Consider the following 20191-nt stretch of genomic DNA (forward strand, 5'->3'; position numbering starts at 1 on the left):
AAACGACAAGGCACCTTTTGCTCCCACTGGATGTCACGAAAGAGACTTAACCACGATGACAAACTGAAAACATCGCTGTCTCCGGCCCTCCCTGGCCCCTTGAAACGCTAAATTCAGGATCAAATCGGCTAATCTAAGGCATCTAACGCCTTGCTACCCTGGACGGCCTTAGTCTCATAGAGCCAGCGATACAGGGTTGGCAAGATCAATAGTGTCAGGGCGGTAGAGCTAAACAGGCCGCCTATGATCACCACCGCCAGCGGCTTTTGGATCTCGCTGCCGACACCGCTCGATAGCAAGATAGAGATCAGGCCCAGCGCCGAGGTCAGCGCCGTCATCAGCACGGGGCGAAGACGTCCCACTGTGCCTTCATACACGCTGATATAGAGGGCTTCTCCCGCGGCCCGCCTCTGGTTAATGGAATCCACCAACACCACGCCGTTGAGTACCGCCACCCCAAACAGAGTGATAAAGCCGATAGAGCTAGGCACTGACAGATAAGTGCCACTGACGTAGAGGGCCACCACGCCGCCGATCAGTGCCAGCGGCACGTTAGCCATGATCAGGCCCACCTGCTTGATGGAACCGAAGGAGAAGTAAAGCAACAGGGCGATCAGGGCGATCGAGATGGGCACCACCAGCATCAGCTTCTGCTGGGCCCGCTGCTGGTTCTCATACTGGCCGCCGACCACAACCGTGTATCCCGGCGGCAGATCCGCCTGAGGCACTATGGCGTAGATATCCTTGACCACTGAGCCCATGTCGCGTCCCGACACGTTGGCCTGCACCACCACTCGGCGCTGCACATCGTCGCGGCGGATGTTAGGCGGCGCCATCTCGACCACCACATCGGCCACCTCACCCAGGCGCACGGTGGCACCGTTTACGCCGCTCAGCAGCAGATCCTCCAGCGCATCGGGCGCACTACGATATTGGCTTGCCAGGCGTACATTGATGTCGTATCTGGCGTTACCGTCGATCACCTGCCCGGCACTGACGCCGCCGATCCCCTGACTCACCAGGCTCATCACCTCATCGACGCTAATACCATAGCGGGCCAGCAGGTCCCGCTTGGGGCGCACCACCAGCTGAGCCTCGCCAGACACCTGCTCCAAAGAGACATCGACCGCGCCCTCTATGCTAGACACCAAGTCACTAAGTGCCTGCCCCTTCTTGGAAAGCACTTCGAGATCAGGCCCAAACAGCTTGATCGCCAGCTGCGCCTTTACCCCTGAGAGCAACTCATCGACACGGGTAGCGATGGGCTGAGAGAAGGTAAACAGCAGGCCGGGGAAGACGCTTAACTTCTCTTCCATCAAGCGCTGCAACTCGAGACGGGTCTCGGCGTGTTGCCACTCATCGATCGGCTTTAGGCCGATATAGATCTCTATATTGCTGACAGGCTCAGGATCGCCCCCCAGCTCTGGCGCGCCGATACGGCTCAGGGCATAGTCCACCTCGGGAAAGCCCATCAAGATGGCTTCGAGCTTGGGCGCCACGTCTAATGAAGTGCTTAGGCTAGCTGTAGGCGCCAGGGTGACACGCAAGTTGATGGTGCCCTCCTCAAGCTCAGGCACAAACTCTGTGCCAAGTCTGGGCAGCAGCGCCATGCTAAAACCAAACAAGCCTATTGCCAGCAAGAGCACCGACTTGGGCCTGCCCATGGTGGCACTAAGCAACTTACGATAAGCCGCCTCAACCGGTTTAAGGACAGGGCTCTCCCTCAGGGTAACACCGCGCTTAAAGGCGCCTGGTTGAAACAAGAATACCGCCAGGGCAGGCACGGCAATCAAGGCGACAAACAGCGCCGCCACCATGGCCAGAATGATACTCACCGCCATAGGCTGAAACAGCTTGCCCTCAACCCCTTCCAGCGCAAACAGCGGCGCAAACACCACTATGATGATGGCAGTGGCGAAGAAGATAGGGCTACACACCTCCTTGGCGGCCAGCATCACCCTTGAGGCGGTACTGCTAAGTTCCCTAGGGGCTCGCGCTTTGTCCTGATTTAAATGCCGCTTGTCTGGCTGGGTGAGGTGCTTAAAGATATTCTCCACCATCACCACCGAGCCATCCACCAACATACCGATAGCCACCGCCAGCCCACCGAGGGACATCAGGTTGGCCGACATGCCAAAGTAGGCCATCACCATCAGCGCCAAGCCGATAGAGACAGGAATAGAGAGCAGCACCAGTGCCGTTGCGCGAAGATTCACCAGAAACAGCGCCAGGATCACCACGATAAACACAAAGGCCATTAAGAGGGCGTCGCGCACCGTCTCTACCGCCTTATTGACCAGATCGGCCTGGTCGTAAAATACCTCGAAGGAGACACCTTTAGGCAGCGCCTGCTCTATCATGGCGGTCCGCGCCGAGATATCGTCTATGGTCGCCTTAGTGTTGGCGCCCATACGCTTAAGCACCACACCGGCAACCACCTCGCCCAGCACCTGTGGCGTTCCTGCATCGTCGCGGCGGGTCATGGTAACGGCGCCCACCCGTATCTCGGCGCCGAACTCCACCTTGGCGATATCCCCCACCCGTACTGGGGTTCCGCCCACCTCGGCGAGTGGGATCTGGGCGATCGCCACCAGGCCTGCCTTACCCGGGGGTAACAGGCCATAGCCACGAACCACCAGCTGCTCCTGGCCCTGATCCATAAACCAGCCACCGGCGTTACGATTATTGCTCTCCAGCGCCTGGGTCACCTGGGCCATCGACAAACCATAGCTGCGCAGTTTATTGGGCTCTATCTGCACCTGATATTGGCGAACCTCCCCGCCGAAGGAGAGCACATCTGTCACGCCGCCCACCGGCATCAGGATAAGTTTTACCAGATAGTCATTAAGGCTTCTCAGCTCGGCGGCATCGATCCCCGACTCGGGCGTGGCCCGCAGTATGTACTGATAGATCTGGCCGAGTCCCGAGGTGTTAGGGCCAATTTCCGGCACTCCGACGCCATCGGGGATCATCTCCCTCGCCGCCTGCAACTGCTCGAACACCTGCTGACGGGCAAAGTAGATATCAGTGCCCTCGGCAAACACCACGGTCACAATTGAGAGCCCCGTACGCGACAAAGAGCGCACCTCGGTCACAGATGGCAGGGCATACATGGCCGATTCCACCGGATAACTGATCAGCTTTTCCACCTCCTCGGCCGCCAGCCCCTCGGCGGCGGTGTTGACCGTCACCTGCACGTTAGTGACATCGGGAAAGGCATCGAGATTGAGCTTAGGTAAGATGACAACACTGGCTATCACACCACACAGCAGTGCCAGCACCACCAGAAGACGATTGCGAATCGCGCCATCGATAAGTTTCTGCAGCATAAGAACGACCTCTTAGTGGTTGTGAATATCGAAACCTGACTTGGCCTGCTCTGAGGCTAAGAAAAAGGCACCGGAAACCACCACTCGCATCTCAGGGCGTAAGCCTTCCACCAGATTCATGCCACGTTGGCGCTCACTCACCTCGACCTCGACAGCCTCGAAACCATCTCCCTCTTCGATAAACACCTGCCAGTCACCGTCACCGCCTCGGGTCAGCGCCGCATCGGGTAATATCACCCCACCCTGACTATCATCAGCTAGATAGATCTCGGCAAACTGTCCGGCGTGGAGCACATGACCGGGATTGGCGAAGGCCACCAAGATCTGCTCGGTACGAGTAGTGCTGTCAATCTCATGGGAGCGACCGATCACCTCGGCCTCCAGAGTGAAATCCCCCACCTTTACCAGCGCCTTGCTGCCGACCTTGATCTGCTGAGATTGGGTCGGTGTCACCTGAGCCTCTACCCAGAGATGAGACTCATCGGTAAGCTGCATCAAGGCCGTGCCGCCGCTGAACACCTGACCCCGCATGGCAACATCTTGCTGCACACGACCATCGATAGGCGCCAACAGCTGATAACTGCCAATATTTTCTGGGTCGGACTCTAGCGCCTTGATCTGCTCAGGTGTCATCTTGAGGGCACTCAAGATAGCGCGCTTAAGCTCGGCATCGACCTGCGCCTGTTGGCGGTGACTGGCACTCACCGCACTCTGACTCATGCGTTTAACCCGGCTCCATTCGGCGGCAGCATTGATATGATCCGCCTGGGCCTGGGCCACCGCGGCGCCGCCCAGAGTCAACAGGGGCTGGCCCTTCTTGACCTCTTGGCCCGGCACCACATGGCGCGCCAGTACGCGCACATCCAGCTGGGGCGCCAGGGTAACGGTGCGATCTCTGTCGACCACTAAGGTGGCGGTGGCCACAGCCGCCAGGCTAAAGCCTTGGGTACTGACGGACGTCACCTCAATACCGGCCAACAGACGCTGCTCCTGAGTCAGCACCAGCTCACCACCGTGAGCCTCCTCGTCGCCTGGTGTCTGTGACGCCTGAGCGCTGACAGGCTTAGCAGCATGATCATGGCCTTCGGCCCCGAGTACCACACCGCCAAGTGCCGTCATGGTCATCAAACCGCCAAAGGCCATGGCGCGCCCTAGAGATGGCAAGGGCAACAAGGTGCTTTTACTTGATTGATTTTTCATATTTTCACCTACCGCCCTAAACCTAAGACGCTATAAGACCCTTTGTTTATCTGATGCTGCAAAGGCGCATTGAGCGACACGCTCTGATTCATCCAATATTGAAAGCCAATCTTGTTGATCTGCGGCAGTGGTGCAGGAGCCATTTCGCCAGGTGAGGCGTGCAGGGGGATGCTCCACAAGGCGCCAGGCAGTGTGGTGGTGATTAAGGTTTTTCTCATTGCAATTCCTAATCTTAAGGAACAGGCGTCATGTCACGGCGAGCCAAGGACCCAATGGCCTATGGGTATCGCTAATACAAGTAGTGATATGTGGCATGAAAACGCCCGATAAAAACAGTGACCCACCAGCCCAAGTCATAAAACACTCGGTCTGAAGAGATTATTTTTTAACGGCTTAAGATAGTGAAATTGGCGGGCGATAGGCCGCTTGTGGGACGGGAGGAAGATAATGCAATCTGGCACTGGCGGGCTCATCGCTCACAGGCACAGAAGGCATCCAGGCTAGCTGAGACACTAAGGTGACATGGCCGCCATGACATTGGCAGTCTAGACAGAGATCAAAGGTCTGAGTCTCAGTCTTGCTGATCTGATGTTGATGTGGCGTCTCAAGCTCTGGCTCATCGAAGCCACACTGGCAATCGACACACTGCTGCAGGCTCACCACTTCGGCAGTAAACTGCAAATGGGGATGGGTTTCGCTCTCCTCTTCATGGCTGCCAAGATGCAGTTGATGCGCACCCAGGTTTGCCCCTGCAAATTGCAGTGTTACCACGGCGATCATCATCAAGGCTAACTTGTGAACCAGTTGACGAAAGAAGAGACTCAAGCAAACTCCAAAGAAAAGCGTAAAAAGGTCTAATAATCAGACTAAAGGGGTGACAAATAGTTCCATTGCCTCCCCTCTCCTTGATAGGACATTCGCCCCATCATGCTAGCCAGATCACACTCGAGGCACTACTTAAATACGCAGTGCTTAGTGTAATCGGCCGCTTCGTTAGCGCTCCAGTCACCCTTAGGCTTATCTTCCATCTGTTTACACCACTTTTCGCTACCGACTTCGGGAGCACAACCAGAGAGCGACGCCATAAGTGTCAGAGCTAGCGCGGCAGACGTCAAAGAGAGTGAAGATTTCAACATGGGGTATTTCCTTAAGGGTCTTAGATTATGAGATTACGAGTCCCTAGCCATACACTAGGGCTCGAGTGGACAACTCAGCTTGGCGGTGATCCACTCGATGGCCTGGGGCTTATCCTCAAGAGCATACCACGCCACCTCACCTTGCATAAAGGGTCCCATCAAGCGCACCGCATTACCAAACCAATCGGGCCCGCCCACCAGCACTAAGGCATCAAACCTAGGCAGTTGTAGCTCACCGACACCCGACAGTGACTGGCTTTCCCAGCCCTCTAGCAAGACATCCGCCTCGATATAGAGACACACCTTGCCGGAGGCCTGCTGATATTCCTCAATAATAGGGACTATCTTGCGGCAATAGTCCTGGGTCGACAATCGCCCGCTGGCAAATAAACTGATCACCCCATTGGTGATATCGGCGATTTGACATAACATACACACACTCCGAGAAGGCGCCTAATTTGGCGACCATTTTGCATCATTTTGACGGGCTAATGATACAGGTCTAGATCAAATAAGCCGAACATGCCGACCAGCGAGCGATCTTAAATAGCCATGATAACCATCTCTAACCGCGTCCAATTAGCCGATAACGAACTGGAATGGCAGTTTATCCGCTCCAGTGGCGCCGGTGGCCAACATATCAACAAGGTCTCCACCGCAGCGCAGCTGATCTTCGATATCCGTCAATCTTCCCTGCCGGAGGTTTATCAGCAAAGACTGCTGGCCAAGGCAGACCATCGCATCACCAAGAGTGGTAAGATCATCATCAAGTGTCAGGCCAGTCGCAGTCAGGAGGCCAATCGCCTGGCGGCGCTAGAGCAATTTATCACCCTGGTAGCCAGCGTGGGTCACACCGCCAAGAAACGGATCGCCACCAAACCCACCAAGGGCAGCCAGCGCAGGCGAGTCGATACCAAGAAGCAGCGTGGCGCGACTAAGGCCCTCAGACAGAAGCAGTTCTAATCTCTCCCTCTTTATCTCAAGATGATCTTGACTAACGCTTTGCCTCAAGGTGATTTTTGCTAACGGGACGTCAAATTCGCCGATAAGTATGCTAAGTTGCAGGTATCTTGTTTAAACGACTGACGCAGTAAGGTGTGCTAGATGAGTAAATCGGTGAAAATTCTCTTAGTAAACGGTCCTAACCTCAACCTACTGGGACGACGAGAACCTGGCCATTACGGCCATCACACCTTAGAACAGATTGTCGAGCAGTTACAGTGCTTGGCCGCCGAGCAAGGCGCTAGCCTTAACCATATTCAATCCAATGCCGAACATGAGCTGATCGACGCCATTCATCAAACCGACGCCGATTTCATCATCATCAACCCGGCGGCCTTTACCCACACCAGCGTGGCGCTCAGAGACGCCCTACTCGGTGTTGCTATTCCATTTATCGAAGTTCACCTCTCCAATGTGCACGCCAGAGAAGCCTTTAGGCATCACTCCTACTTCTCAGACAAGGCGGTCGGCGTCATCTGCGGTCTCGGCGAACAGGGCTATCGCTACGCCCTGGACTCGGCCATCGCCCGTGTAAAAGCCAGCCAGCAGAAGGGATAGAGCATGGATATACGCAAGATCAAGAAGCTAATCGAACTGGTGCAGGCCTCGGATATTAGCGAACTTGAGATCAAAGAGGGCGAGGAGTCGATTCGTATCTGCCGCCAACTCGCAGCAACGGCCAGCCCGCGCCTTCAGCCAGCTCCAAGCCAAGCAGATGAAGCATCAGGCGAGGCGGAATATGACGAAGAAACCCTGCTACGCTCCCCTATGGTCGGCACCTTCTATCTTGCTCCCGCTGTCGATGCCTCGCCCTTGGTGGCCGTAGGCCAACAGGTCGAGCAAGGTGAGCCCGTCTGCATCATAGAAGCGATGAAGATGATGAATCAGATCCAGGCGCCCCATGCAGGCGTGGTTAAGGCCATATTGTGCCAGAGCGGCGATGGCGTCGAATTCGATCAACCTCTGATGGTGATCGAATAGCGCGATAACCGGCCTCAGTAGAGGCAATAATGAGGAGACCGCATGCCGCACCCGACGCCAAGACGATTCAATAAGCTGTTGATCGCCAATCGAGGCGAGATAGCGCTGCGCATCATCCGCGCCTGTCGCCAACTTGGCATCAAAACGGTGGCCGTCTACTCCAGTGCCGACAAGCAGAGTGGTCACCTGACACTCGCCGATGAGACAGTCTGTATCGGCCCGGCGCCCGCCAAAGAGAGTTACCTCAACATTGCCGCTATCCTCGCCGCCGCCGATCTCACTCAGGTCGATGCCATCCACCCAGGTTACGGCTTTCTGTCCGAAAATGCCGACTTCGCCGAGCAGGTGATAGAGAGCGGCTTTCACTTTATCGGCCCCAAGGCGGACACCATACGCCTGATGGGCGACAAGGTGAGCGCCATCGCCGCCATGAAGGCGGCCGGAGTGCCCACTGTGCCCGGCTCAGACGGTCTACTGGACCATGATGAGGCGCGCACCAAGCAAATCGCCGCTGAGATAGGCTACCCGCTAATCATCAAGGCCACCGCGGGCGGCGGCGGAAAAGGGATGCGTATCGTCGAGGATGAGGCTCAGCTGCTTACCGCCATCACCCTCACCCGCCGCGAAGCCGAGGCAGCCTTTGGCAATGACGGCGTCTACTTGGAAAAATATCTCACCCGGCCACGCCATATCGAGGTGCAGGTGGTGTGCGATCAACAGGGAAATTGTCTGTCTCTGGGCGAGCGAGACTGCTCGCTGCAGCGGGCCCAACAAAAAGTGATCGAGGCCGCGCCGGCACCAGGCTTAACGCCCGAACAGCGCCAGCAGATAGGCCAAAGCTGCATCAAGGCCTGTCAGACAATCGGCTATCTTGGGGTGGGCACCTTAGAGTTTCTCTATCAAGACGGCGAGTTCTACTTTATGGAGATGAACACCCGCATTCAGGTGGAGCACACCATCACAGAGATGGTCACAGGGGTGGATCTCTTAGCGCTGCAGCTGACTATCGCTCAGGGCGAGCCACTCGAGCTAAGCGAGGCGCAAGTGACCCCCAAGGGACACGCCATAGAGTGTCGTATCAACGCCGAGCATCCGCGCACCTTTACACCTTCACCAGGACAGATCACTCAGCTGCAGGTACCGGGAGGCCTGGGGGTGCGCTGGGAATCTCACCTCACGCACGGCTATGATATTCCGCCCTATTACGATGCCATGATCGCTAAGTTGATCACCTGGGGGGATGACAGAACCCAGGCAATAGCCCGCATGCGCACCGCGCTGGACGAGCTCACAATCTCAGGCATAGACACCAATGTCCCCTTGCTCAAGGCGCTGCTTGCCGATGCTAAGGTGCAGCAGGGAGAGACCTCGATTCACTACCTGGAAGATACCTTGCTACCTGGAAAATGAGTGCTTGCCAGGCCTCAACCCTAATCGCTAGGCCGCCAGGTACCTGTCGATATCCACCTCGTCTATCTGCTCCGGTGCTAGGTAACGCTCGGCGTACTCCAAATAAATGCCGCTGGTGAGAAACAGCTTAAACACCTCGGCGTCCACATGTTGATCCAGCACCATCTTATGCAAGATATCGATGGCGACACTCAGGGGTTTGGCCTTCTTATAGGGCCTGTCGGCCGCCGTAAGCGCCTCGAAGATATCCGCCAGCACCAGAATACGCTCGGGGATCGACAGGTCATCACCACTTAGCTTTCTGGGGTAACCCGTACCTATCAGGGTTTCATGGTGGGTCGAGGCGTAACGGGGCACTCGCGCCAGCTCAGGTGGAAAGGGCAAGTTCTCGAGCATCTTGATGGTACTGGTAATATGTTGATTGATCTTAAACCTGTCCTCAGCAGTCAGGGTGCCGCGGGAGATACTCAGATTATAGAGTTCGCCCTGATTATAGAGCGCCTCGGGTACCGTCATCTTGATACCAAATTTAGGGTCAAACACCTCAGGGCGCTGACGGGCAATCACATGATGAGGCTTATCGGCCAGCAATGGCTCGATCACCGGCAGGCTCACCTCGGCGCTATGATCGGGATAATTCAACTCCTCCACGGGAGAGAGGCCGAGACGGTCATCGAAGTGGCGCTCCCAGGTGATGGTCGACAGCGCCGTTAACCTGTCGATATCGGCCTGTTCCATGAACTCGCCGCCCACATTCGCCCCGGCAACAAAGGCAAAGTCCTCTCTTAACTGCTCACGGCGCGCCTTTAATGCGGTCAGAAATTCGCCCTGGCGTTCCTGACTCAACTGACACTGTTTGAGATAGTGGATCTCGGCGTCGCGCCACAGCACCTCGAAGCGCATTCGCACCTCGTGGATACGGTTATAGATCACTTCTAACTTACTGCCTTTATCCACGATATGCTCGGGCGTGGTGATCTTGCCGCAATCATGCAACCAGGCGGCGATACGAAACTCCCTGTGCTCATCGGCATTACGAAAACGAAACGCCTTAAAGGCAGGCAGATCCGACTTGGCGGCATATTCGGCCAACATCAGCCCCAGCTCGGGTACCCGATTACAGTGACCCGCGGTATAAGGAGACTTATCATCGATCGCTTGGGCGATCAGCTTGATAAAGGCATCCATCAAGGCCTTATGGTCTTGCTCATGCTGGCGAATAGACTCGGACATATCCACCAAGGAGATCGCCAGTTCATCGATCTCCTTAATATAGGAATCTACCTTAGTGACATCGTCATAACGGCGATATTTCACCTTGAGGTTTTCCAGCGCCAACAGTTTGATGGGCGTGATAATGGGTGAGGCAAACACCCAAGAGAAAGGCAGCGCCAGCAACAAGCAGAGGCCAGTGATCAGTATGGATTTCTCTACCTTATCTAGGCTCGAAGCCAACAAGGTATCCTTGGGCACTAAAATGGCGAAATACTCAGTCTCGGCGGTATTTTGCCCAAAAGGGGTGACATAGACAAAGCTCGGCACGCCATTAAGCGTTATCTCGTTTAACTGCTGATGCCTGCTAGCATCTGCAGCGATATCGATAAGCTCCTTGTAAGGTACGACGCCCTGGATGTTTTGAGGTGCGACTCGCTGCCCCCGGGCAAACCACTTATCACGCAGCGCCTGTATCTGAGCTGGGCTGATATGGTCGATCGCCTTATCAATAAGCGCCACCAGCGCGGCATCATCCCTATGCATCACCATGCTGAGGCCCGCCTGAATATCCACAGGGGCATAGTCCAAATCTTCATGAAACTGGAGATCGTCGAGAAAATACTGCTGCGCGGTATAGTGCAGCACTATGCTGTTGTCGATAGCCGCATACACCCGCCCATCTTTAACGGCCTGCAGAATGCCTCGGGTAGATGTCACCTCCACCACCTCTATTTCGGGGAAATAATGCTTGATGATAGGGATGATCGACCAGCCCTTAGGAATAGCTACCCGCTTGCCCGCAAGCTCAGCAACATGATGGATCGACGCCTGCCCAGGACGAGTGACGGCGGCAAACGGCATACTAAGATAGGATTGGCTAAAGACCCCCAAAGCGCGGTTCGCCTCGCTATTGAGTACAGAGTGGAGCAGATTGATCTCCCCCACCCTGAACTTGTCGACAAATTCCGGCCAGGTAAAGCCGTTGTTATAGTTGATGGTCAGCCCTGTCATCTCTGCCACAAGATTGAGCAAATCTATGCTGTACCCCATGGGACGCCCGGCAACAGCAAAATCTATCGGCGGCCAATCGGTTTCATTAGAGGCGATAAGCGCCGGCGTGCTCTGCACCAAAGCTTGCTCCTCTGGGGTGAGTTCGAGTCGCTCAACCCGCGGCCCCTGCTGCTCGGCATCACGCTGATGGTTGGAGGCCACAAGGTCGCCACTAGCGCGATACACATAGACCTCACGGCTTGCCAGCGCCGACTCTCCCAGACTGAGCGAGGCGAGATAATCATCCAGGCTCGACAGGGCGATATCCACCGCTAACACGGCGTCACTATCGGGTAAGCGGATGGAATAGGTAATGCCGGGCGCCTGCAAATTCTGAAACAGATAGGGCTCAGTCTTAAACACCTTGCCGGGCTGGGCATCGATAAACCAGGGACGTATGCTGGCATCATAGTCTGTGGGCTCCATCCGGCTCGCCCGCTGGTTAAACTCGGCATCTAAGTAGTGAAAGGCGCGAATACGCTCCTGCCCCTTCCCCTGAATACTGATGATCACCCAGCGATCTTCCAGCGACGCCTTAAGTTGCCGGCGCACTATGGGGTGGGCGTCGAGATTGACCAGTTCAAACAGATTACCATCTGGGCTGCCGAGATAGATGGCATAGATAAAGTTGGCCGAAAGCATCGCCTGACTAAACACCTGCTTGGCGGCTTTCGTCAGCCCCATAGGCGTATACAGGCCTTCAAAGTTCGCCACCAATTTTGTGGTATTGCTCGCCTGACTGTCGAGCTGCTGCAGATAGCTTGCCGTGCTGTCGGCACTCTGATTATACAGGTGAAGGCTGGACTCGGTGGCCAGTCGCTGACTGAAATAGTACTGCAAGCCGATAGCGACCAAGGCGGTAAACAGCGTCGCAATAATGAAGATGCCCACCACAGTAAAACGTATGGTTAGCCGTTTGGGTTTCGCTAAGGTGAGGCCCTGCATTCGATATCCTTGTCACGAGAGTATCCTACTCAATGAGTATAACAAGAGATCTGCAGGCCTCACATCCTAGGGAAATGGCATCCTAACCTATCGACTTTAAGGACTTTTTTTACGCCATGATTCCGGCAACTCCACCTGTTGCCACAGCTCATGACAAAGGCTTTCCCCCTGATGCCAATTCCCCTGCTTGAGCCAAGTCACCAGGGCATCACCCACCTCAGGATAGGCGATAGGCTCAGGTTTTGGCGAGCGTAGCCAACGTTTTACCGCTGTCGGGTCAAGCCACTTCATGCTTTCCGCTGCGCCCAGCAACTCCAACGCCGCCACATTGGAAAGCTGCTCAAACTGGCCATGTAGCGGCTTCACCAGCAGCTTCTTACCCAGGGTGAGCGCCTCACTGGCCAGCTCAAAGCCTGCGCTGGCGATCACCCCGCCACACTGGGCCAACTTGGCCTTAAAGCCCTCGCGGTTAAAGCCAGACCAAATCAGATTGTCGGCACAATCCTTCGGCGCAGCCGAACCATGAAACACAGAGAAACGGTACTCGCCAAAGTCCTTGAGCAGGTGATTGATATCCTCCGGCGACTCAAACGGCAGATAGACCAGAATCTCATGGGAGTTATAGGCCACCACCTCGCTTACCTCGACAAAAGGCGGCAGCAGAGGAAAACCAAAATGATGCCAATGACAACCCAGAGCCCGCTCGACCGGGGCAAAATAGTTGAGCAACATCTGATTGAACCAGCCGTTGCCCACCTTAGGCACATCGTATTGCAACGCCGCCTGATGACTCACCCCGATAGAGGGTACCCCCTGAAGGCGCGCCGCCCAGGCAGACACAGGTTCAAAATCGTTAAGCACCAGGTCATAACCACCCAAATCCAGGGCGCGTACATCTTTGACTAAGGCACTCAAGGAGTTCTGCAGCGCCGTCCTGGCAATACTGACGCAGCCATTTTGGGTCGCAAAGGTTAGGCCTGTTTGGGCGCGATAATCACCGAAACACTGCATGTCGAAATAACGCTGAGTCTCCCGACCGGAAAAAAAGAAGTCGACATCGACTTGCTGATGTTTAAAAGCCTTAGCCATAACTCTGGCACGACTGAGATGGCCATTCCCTGTGCCTTGCACGCCGTAAAGGATACGCATTTTTTGTGCTGACTCCTGCTAGTGATTTATTGACCGATGAGAGGTAATGCCAGGTAGCAACTCGTCACGCCCAAAAGGGCTCCCGCCAGAATATCCAGCGGGTAATGCACGCCCAAGATGATACGCGAGACACCGATAGCCGTAGCCCAACCAAAGGCGGGCCAGGCAAAAGCCGGATAACAGCTGGCGATGGCGCTGGCCATCACAAAGGCCGCCGCCGTATGGCCCGATGGCAGACTGAACTTGTCTGATGGCTCAAAGGCCAGCGCCAGGCTACTGCCGCCCCGCAGAGACTGATAACAGGGACGGGTACGGCGAATGCTATTTTTAAGCGCGAGATAAAGAGGCAGTTCTAAGATAAAGGCGGCAAGCGCCGTGTTGAATAGGGTTTCCCCTCGTTCGTCCAGCAAAAGCAGGCCGACACACAGATAGAGATAAAAAGGCCCGTCGCCCGTGGCCGAAACTAACCTGGCCTTAGGGTTTAGCCCATGAGCTGCGCCATAGGCGTTGATCACGGCAAAGGCCTGACGATCTAGCTTAGCGAGGGTCTGAAACATAAAAGGCTCCGGATCACTTTGATATGATCAGGAGCCTAAAAAATTGCGATGACGCCTAGGTGACATCTAGCCTAAATATTTATGACAGCTAAGGCTGACTAACTTAAGCTTCGGCGGTATTACCCACTTGGGATTTAGCACGAAACAGCTTCACTAAATGATAGATATTGATACAAGCGACAAAGGCGTTCATGCCGGCAACTGGCCAGGCTGAGATATAGATCCCATAGATCACAAACAATGTACAACCGGTAAAGTTAAGACATCTTAGCCAGACTATATCTTTCATCATCAAAGAGATAGCGACCATCACTGAGGCGGAATAACCAATAAGTTCAATTGTGTTTGAAGCTTCCATAAGGCACCTTCTTGAGGCCCTCTGCCGTCCATAAGCTAACTGGGGGATCCGTGCCCCTAAAGCAAGTTAAAGTTAAGTTAATCGTTGACTGACCATATGCTAACAAATTTAGCCCAGACTTGTAATTTAAATACGTTATTTAATGACCTTTGTCATATTTTCTGCACAATTAGAAAGCAATAAAAGAAAGATTACAACAAGTTGGCCAAACGCCGCTATTATCACCAATAGCGTGATTGATAACGCTTTTCTTTTTAAGAATCCCTTATATACTGGCTGGTAACAATATATTGCTGATTTATCCCAGTAAAATGCCTCTCTACAGGAGTATGACTTATGGAATACAACACCTCAGAACTTTGTGACACTTACATTGATGTGGTCGATGTTGTTGAGCCCATGTTCAGTAATTATGGTGGTTGTAGCTCTTTCGGCGGTTCAATTAGCACCATTAAATGCTTCGAAGACAATGGATTAATCGCTGAAGTTCTGCAACAAGATGGCGAAGGCAAAGTACTGCTGGTCGACGGTGGTGGATCACTACGTCGTGCATTGATCGACGCGAGCATCGCCGAGATCGCCGTGGCAAATAACTGGGAAGGCATTATCGTATACGGTTCGGTGCGTGACGTAGACGCACTGGAAGATCTCGACATCGGAATTCAGGCGTTAGCCTCTATCCCTGTCGGCGCCGACGGTCATGGCGTTGGCGAACTGGAGATCCCGGTTAACTTCGGCGGCGTCACCTTCCTGCCAGCCGACCATATCTACGCCGACAACACAGGCATTATCCTGTCACCCGAGCCTCTAGATATCGATTAAGCTAAAGCCCGAAATGGCATGATGATTTTGGCTTAGCCATTTAATCGTAAAAGGACGACCACAGGTCGTCCTTTTTTGTGGCCTATCGATGGGCCCGCTTCTCTCACTGCAACCTGTATTACCCGCAGTCGCGAAGGCACTGCGTTATCTATGTTGAGCTTCAAGCGACTTTGAACTTTGAACTTTGAACTTTGAACTTTGAACTTTGAACTTTGAACTTTGAAGTGGCATTTTGAAACCTTACCACATGGTGTATCAATTGCCTGCGGCAGGTGCAGTGCAAGGACGTACCAATGTCGTGATCACACGGATGTGAAGGAACGACCTTATGTGCAGGTACTGCCGAGGCAGGCTGGCTCTTTTTAAACATTTTGCCTTTGGCTTGGTGGATGCCGGTCAGAGTGTATGAAGTCGAACCTTCATTGCAATTAATAGCCTGCGGCTCGCTTATGTGCAGATACTGCCTCAGGACGCTATACGTCATCCCTGACCGCTTAACGAAAACATCCCTGTTTTCGATACCCTCAGCAGCATCTACACTTGATTATCTATCTCTTCGATTGAGCCTCATTTGGTTCCCATCATCCTGTCAAAGCTAAGTTGCTTATGGACATTTTCGAGTTAAGGCCTTAACTCTAACTTGTCAGTTTCGGATAAAAATTTCTATGGGATAACGCTTTGCTAAGGGCCTGGCGCCACGTGCCAGTCCCATGGAGCCAGCCGAAGCTGGCGTAGTAAACTTGAGCAACTGGTTATGAAGCCAACCTCGGAACCCAGTACATTACTTTGGTTACACCATCATTTTCAATTACTTGAGGATGTGCCGAAAAAGTCATTATTCTCGATTTAACTGCATCGACCCCAAACGTTCTTACGCATGGTGCGATAAACCATTTATTAAAACTCGGATCATTCTCAATTAGTGATGCAAAAACCAAATCATCAAACAGTGCTTTAGGTACGGGATTTACCTTTTCAAGTAGCTTTGCGACAAACCATTTTTTACTGTCATGAGTTAAAGCCATTGTAAACCACGCTAAAGCCTCAGGATTATCCTTCGGAAAATTACAAGCAACCTTACCTATCACTTTTTGAATTGCCTGATGACCGGCACTTTTTTCTTTCACCGATTTTGCTTGGACATATTCTTCGTAAAGAGACTCTAGGTTCATCAGATACCTTTGGCTTCATAACGCCCAAAAAATGGGCAAGTGCAGCGGCTCCGCCGCGTTGTAGCACTTGTCCCCGCGAGGAGCATAGCGACGAGTGCTTGATTATTTTGTTTGTTAGTTTGCGAATACCGGCTCCGGAGCCCATTCGTCACTAACTTGCGTGCTTTGGTAGTACTGTTTGGCTGCCTTTCGGTCGTACTTGGATAAACGGACGCTCTCAAGCAACGCACAGTTTGCTAACGCTTCAGGTGATTTGCTGGCAGGTATTACACCAAACAGTTCCAAGTGTTTAAGTCGAGGTAAACATGCAATGGGCTCAAGGCTACTTACCAACTGTGTTTTTCCGGAGCTGTCCCAACTTGGCAGCGTTGATAGGGACAGCGTTTCTAGATTGCGAAGCGTTTCTAGGCCGACCAGTTCGGCAACCTTGGGTAGATGCAGAACAGATAGGTACTTGAGGTTTGGACAATCGCGTAAAAAATCGAAGTTGGACTCTGGGAGCGAGGCAATTATCAATACTTCGATATTTTTACATTCACTCAAAGGTTTCAACGTTTCGAAATTACAATGCCAAAAGCGAGCAGACAGCACCTGCTCAGGGCTGTCGAGAACAGGCATTTGGGTAGATTTGTCACGCATGAAATCAATGTGCATTTACTATCCCTAGCAAACTAACAGCTTATTAGTGCGCATGCGCGTTTACCTCGTTGGACCAGTGAAAACGCGCACAGTTAACTATTTGTATGTAATGAACTTATCAACATTTTGCTAAATAAACCATCTGGAAAAACGCGCATGCGCGTTTTCCAAACCTATTATCTATTTAACAAATAACATAAGTATTTAATTTTAATGCTATTTATTTAAAGATAAATGAGAAGACGCGCACTAATACGGGATGAAAATCGTTCAAAATCCTTATGATTTTAATATGACTGTATGCTTATCCAGTTTTTGATGGGAAGTAGTGAATTACATCATGACGGGGGAGCGATGAAAATTGCTAGGCCAGAAAGTCGGTTCATTACTGCTTCACCGACAATTTGGTAACTCATTTTGAGACACAACTAAGCCTGCTTTTTGTTCCCCGTCCCCTTAGACGCCAAATCGAAGAAACATTAGATACCAAGTGTAGATACACTGGTGAGCTTCCGTGACAGGGCCAAAAATGTTCCCTACATTTTTTGGCATTCCCTACATCCATGTAGGTCAGATGCCATCGTCGAGCCTACAGGGAACGTACTTGCGGCGTCTCACAAGGGTATCTGCACATCCCTCGCCGGGCAGGCGTTAAATAACAATGAAGGTACGACCTTCAAACACCTCCCAACAAGCATTCAGCCAAGCGCTACAACGAAAAACAAACCAAAATTCCTCTCGTATCCATTAAAGCTAAATCGAAGAGGCGTTAGATACCCAGTGTAGATACGGCTGTGACCTTCGTCGTCAGGGCCAAAAAATGTTCCCTACATTTTTTGGCATTCCCTACATCCATGTAGGTCAGATGCCATCGTCGAGCCTACAGGGAACGTACTTGCGGCGTCTCACAAGGGTATCTGCACGTCCCCCGCCGGGCAGGCGTTAAATAATAATGAAGGTACGACCTTCAAACATACACCCAACAAGCATACTGCCTGGGGTTATCACCCAAACTTTACAACTATAATCAAAACTTACCCACCCAAAATCTAATCCAAAAAACTGAAATTTGTGCAGCCCACAAAAAAATCAAACTTTTCTAAATTTTATCCATTAAAATTACCCCACCTTTGCATCAACAACAAAAAACAGAACCCATAATGCAAACCCTAATTCCATTTACTGCCGAGCGTTGCCAGGGCTTTGTCGCCCAGCGCGACGGCGAAACCAAGATAGGCCAAACACTACACTGCTACGAGGACAAGAGCTCCCTGAGCGAACACTTAGAACAGGCAAAGTCCAATGGCGCTCGTTTTGCCATCCTAGGCATTGGCGAAGATATCGGCCCTCGCGCCAATTTGGGCCGCGGCGGCGCCATCGATGGTTTCGAGGCTGCCATGGCGCAGTTCTGCAATTTTCAATCTAACCAGTTTCTCGATGGCAGCCACTGCCTGGTGCTGGGGCAGATTGCCACTGACGATCTTCAATTGCCCGAGGGTAGCAGCGCTCAGACCCTGAGAGAGCATGTCGACAAGCTCGATGAGCGGGTGATAGATGTCGTCAGTCAGGTGATGGAAGCAGGGTTAGAACCCATTGTAATAGGTGGCGGTCACAACAATGCCTACGGCCTCTTGATGGCCACCAAGAAGGTCACCGGCCGCCCTGTCGCTGCTGTTAACTTAGATCCTCACTCAGACTTTCGCCCGCGAGAAGGCCGCCACAGCGGCAATGGTTTTAGCTATGCTGCCGCCAGCGGCGCCTTAGGTCACTACCATGTGCTCGGGCTGCACGAGCTGAAAAACAGTCAGCAGACGCTGGAGCAGCTAAGTGCCTTCGGCGGCAAGTGGCATACGCTGCAGTCTATCTGGGTCAGACGTGAGATCAGCCTGGAACAGGCAGTCAAAGAGATAGTCAATGATTTAAGCTCCAGCGATCTGCCGGTAGCGCTGGAGTTAGATCTCGATGCCATCATCAATATGCCCAGCAGCGCCTCGACGGCGGCGGGGATTCCTCTGCTCGATGCCCTCTACTATGTGCATCAGATAGCGCGCAAAACCCCTACTGCTTACCTGCATCTCGCCGAGGCGGCGCCAAGCTGTCACGTTGCTGGCGTCGAAGCCGGTCGCCGAGAAACAGGCCAGAGCATCAGCGAGCTAATTTACGCCTATATTCAGGGTCGTATGATGCAACACCCCTTGGGATAAGCCGCTCAGCGCATTTGGCATATTGCTAATATTATGCTGTAATGCGCTCCTCAATTTTGAAACTCTGCGCTATCACGCATTTTTTGATAAATTGTGCACGGTTTATTTACATCGATCACAGAGTGATAGACCAATGATTCAGCAATTCGAGTCAATCACATACACTCGCGGTTAATCGCAGCAATAAACAGGAAACAGTAATGTCAGAGGGCAGCTCAAACAGTACCCACTTTGGATATAAAACGGTCGATGCAGAGAAAAAGGCAGATCTCGTTGCCGACGTCTTTCACTCAGTCGCCGCCAAGTACGACATCATGAACGATGTGATGTCCTTTGGTATTCACCGCCTTTGGAAACGTTTTACCATTGAGAGTGCCGGTGCACGCCCGGGCATGAAGGTACTGGATCTCGCCGGTGGCACAGGCGATCTGACCGCTAAGTTTTCCCATATCGTGGGCAACACAGGTCAGGTGACTCTTGCCGACATCAATGATTCCATGCTGAAAGTGGGTCGCGAGAAGCTGCGTAACCGTGGCGTTGTGGGCAATGTTAATTATGTGCAGGCAAATGCCGAGGCACTGCCCTTCCCAGACAACCATTTCGATATCATCACCATCGCATTCGGTCTGCGTAACGTGACAGATAAAGATTCGGCGATACGCTCAATGCTGCGAGTGCTTAAGCCGGGCGGTAAACTGCTGATCCTGGAGTTTTCCAAGCCACAGCATGATCTGATGCGTAAAATTTACGATATCTACAGCTTCAAGGTGCTGCCTAAGATGGGCGATATTATCACCCAGGACGCGGGTAGCTATGAATACCTGGCCGAGTCTATCCGTATGCACCCGGACCAGGAAACCCTTAAAGGTATGATGGTCGACGCCGGTTTTGAGCAGGTGGAATACACCAATATGACAGACGGTATCGTCGCCCTGCACAAGGGTTACAAGTTCTAATAGCGTTTTGAATACCTATGCTTATATCGAAAGAGGCCCCGAACATTCGGGGCTTTTTTGTTGTCG

The 20191-nt window shown here is 52.9% G+C and carries 19 protein-coding genes; 7 read left to right on the forward strand and 12 right to left on the reverse strand.

The features are described from left to right. Window positions 1–128 precede the first annotated feature (128 nt). From CFF01_RS16530 to CFF01_RS16555, 6 genes are all read right to left on the reverse strand, one after another. On the reverse strand, window positions 129–3329 hold the full coding sequence (locus CFF01_RS16530; RefSeq protein WP_088905520.1) for an efflux RND transporter permease subunit: 3201 nt from the start codon (window positions 3327–3329) through the stop codon (window positions 129–131). Window positions 3330–3341: 12 nt separating this feature from the next. Next, entirely contained in the window at window positions 3342–4529 is a 1188-nt protein-coding gene (locus tag CFF01_RS16535; protein ID WP_088905521.1) for an efflux RND transporter periplasmic adaptor subunit, read from the reverse strand. 8 nt (window positions 4530–4537) lie between these two features. Further along, window positions 4538–4747 carry a hypothetical protein gene (locus tag CFF01_RS16540; RefSeq protein WP_088905522.1) on the reverse strand — a complete coding sequence of 70 codons (210 nt, stop codon included), beginning with the start codon at window positions 4745–4747 and terminating at the stop codon, window positions 4538–4540. A 175-nt stretch (window positions 4748–4922) separates the two neighbouring features. Then, on the reverse strand, window positions 4923–5354 hold the full coding sequence (locus CFF01_RS16545) for a hypothetical protein (RefSeq protein WP_088905523.1): 432 nt from the start codon (window positions 5352–5354) through the stop codon (window positions 4923–4925). A gap of 128 nt (window positions 5355–5482) precedes the next feature. After that, entirely contained in the window at window positions 5483–5665 is a 183-nt protein-coding gene (locus CFF01_RS16550; RefSeq protein WP_033539470.1) for a DUF3012 domain-containing protein, read from the reverse strand. 54 nt (window positions 5666–5719) lie between these two features. Further along, complete coding sequence (locus CFF01_RS16555; protein WP_033539471.1) at window positions 5720–6097, reverse strand: SpoIIAA family protein; 378 nt, start codon at window positions 6095–6097, stop codon at window positions 5720–5722. 120 nt (window positions 6098–6217) lie between these two features. Between CFF01_RS16555 and arfB the strand changes: the two genes are divergently transcribed. From arfB to accC, 4 genes are all read left to right on the forward strand, one after another. After that, a complete protein-coding gene (gene arfB / locus CFF01_RS16560; RefSeq protein ID WP_033539472.1) occupies window positions 6218–6628 on the forward strand; it encodes an alternative ribosome rescue aminoacyl-tRNA hydrolase ArfB in 411 nt (136 codons plus the stop codon). Window positions 6629–6769: 141 nt separating this feature from the next. Continuing rightward, window positions 6770–7225: a type II 3-dehydroquinate dehydratase gene (aroQ, locus tag CFF01_RS16565; protein ID WP_088905524.1), complete on the forward strand. Its 456-nt coding sequence runs from the start codon at window positions 6770–6772 to the stop codon at window positions 7223–7225. Window positions 7226–7228: 3 nt separating this feature from the next. Further along, on the forward strand, window positions 7229–7648 hold the full coding sequence (gene accB / locus CFF01_RS16570; RefSeq protein ID WP_088905525.1) for an acetyl-CoA carboxylase biotin carboxyl carrier protein: 420 nt from the start codon (window positions 7229–7231) through the stop codon (window positions 7646–7648). 42 nt (window positions 7649–7690) lie between these two features. After that, window positions 7691–9058 carry an acetyl-CoA carboxylase biotin carboxylase subunit gene (gene accC / locus CFF01_RS16575; RefSeq protein WP_088905526.1) on the forward strand — a complete coding sequence of 456 codons (1368 nt, stop codon included), beginning with the start codon at window positions 7691–7693 and terminating at the stop codon, window positions 9056–9058. 27 nt (window positions 9059–9085) lie between these two features. Here the strand turns inward: accC and CFF01_RS16580 are convergent, their stop codons facing one another. The 4 genes from CFF01_RS16580 to CFF01_RS16595 all read right to left on the reverse strand — a co-directional run bounded on the left by CFF01_RS16580 (window position 9086) and on the right by CFF01_RS16595 (window position 14332). Next, the gene (locus tag CFF01_RS16580; protein ID WP_088905527.1) at window positions 9086–12268 is read right to left on the reverse strand and encodes an HD domain-containing phosphohydrolase; all 3183 of its coding nucleotides are present in this window, start codon (window positions 12266–12268) and stop codon (window positions 9086–9088) included. 96 nt (window positions 12269–12364) lie between these two features. Beyond that, the gene (locus tag CFF01_RS16585) at window positions 12365–13417 is read right to left on the reverse strand and encodes an MJ1255/VC2487 family glycosyltransferase (RefSeq protein ID WP_033539477.1); all 1053 of its coding nucleotides are present in this window, start codon (window positions 13415–13417) and stop codon (window positions 12365–12367) included. Window positions 13418–13443: 26 nt separating this feature from the next. After that, window positions 13444–13974 (reverse strand): phosphatase PAP2 family protein, encoded by a 531-nt coding sequence (locus CFF01_RS16590; protein ID WP_088905528.1) that lies wholly within the window; start codon window positions 13972–13974, stop codon window positions 13444–13446. A gap of 103 nt (window positions 13975–14077) precedes the next feature. Further along, window positions 14078–14332, reverse strand: coding sequence for a YgjV family protein (locus CFF01_RS16595; protein WP_033539479.1), 255 nt, complete (start codon window positions 14330–14332; stop codon window positions 14078–14080). 336 nt (window positions 14333–14668) lie between these two features. Here CFF01_RS16595 and rraA point away from each other — a divergent pair, with 336 nt between their 5' ends. Further along, a complete protein-coding gene (rraA, locus tag CFF01_RS16600) occupies window positions 14669–15154 on the forward strand; it encodes a ribonuclease E activity regulator RraA (RefSeq protein ID WP_033539480.1) in 486 nt (161 codons plus the stop codon). Between the two features lie 752 nt (window positions 15155–15906). On the opposite strand, the gene CFF01_RS16605 is transcribed toward rraA, so the two are convergent. Together CFF01_RS16605 and CFF01_RS16610 are read right to left on the reverse strand one after the other, a co-directional pair. Then, entirely contained in the window at window positions 15907–16326 is a 420-nt protein-coding gene (locus CFF01_RS16605) for a hypothetical protein (RefSeq protein WP_088905529.1), read from the reverse strand. A gap of 114 nt (window positions 16327–16440) precedes the next feature. Further along, window positions 16441–16980 carry a hypothetical protein gene (locus tag CFF01_RS16610; RefSeq protein ID WP_088905530.1) on the reverse strand — a complete coding sequence of 180 codons (540 nt, stop codon included), beginning with the start codon at window positions 16978–16980 and terminating at the stop codon, window positions 16441–16443. Between the two features lie 1145 nt (window positions 16981–18125). Here CFF01_RS16610 and CFF01_RS16615 point away from each other — a divergent pair. Next, the gene (locus CFF01_RS16615) at window positions 18126–19169 is read left to right on the forward strand and encodes a formimidoylglutamase (RefSeq protein WP_088905531.1); all 1044 of its coding nucleotides are present in this window, start codon (window positions 18126–18128) and stop codon (window positions 19167–19169) included. 200 nt (window positions 19170–19369) lie between these two features. Continuing rightward, a complete protein-coding gene (ubiE, locus tag CFF01_RS16620; RefSeq protein WP_033539486.1) occupies window positions 19370–20125 on the forward strand; it encodes a bifunctional demethylmenaquinone methyltransferase/2-methoxy-6-polyprenyl-1,4-benzoquinol methylase UbiE in 756 nt (251 codons plus the stop codon). The last annotated feature ends 66 nt before the right edge of the window (window positions 20126–20191 follow it).

It is taken from the genome of Shewanella marisflavi, from assembly GCF_002215585.1.
GTDB classification, from domain to species: Bacteria; Pseudomonadota; Gammaproteobacteria; order Enterobacterales; family Shewanellaceae; genus Shewanella; species Shewanella marisflavi.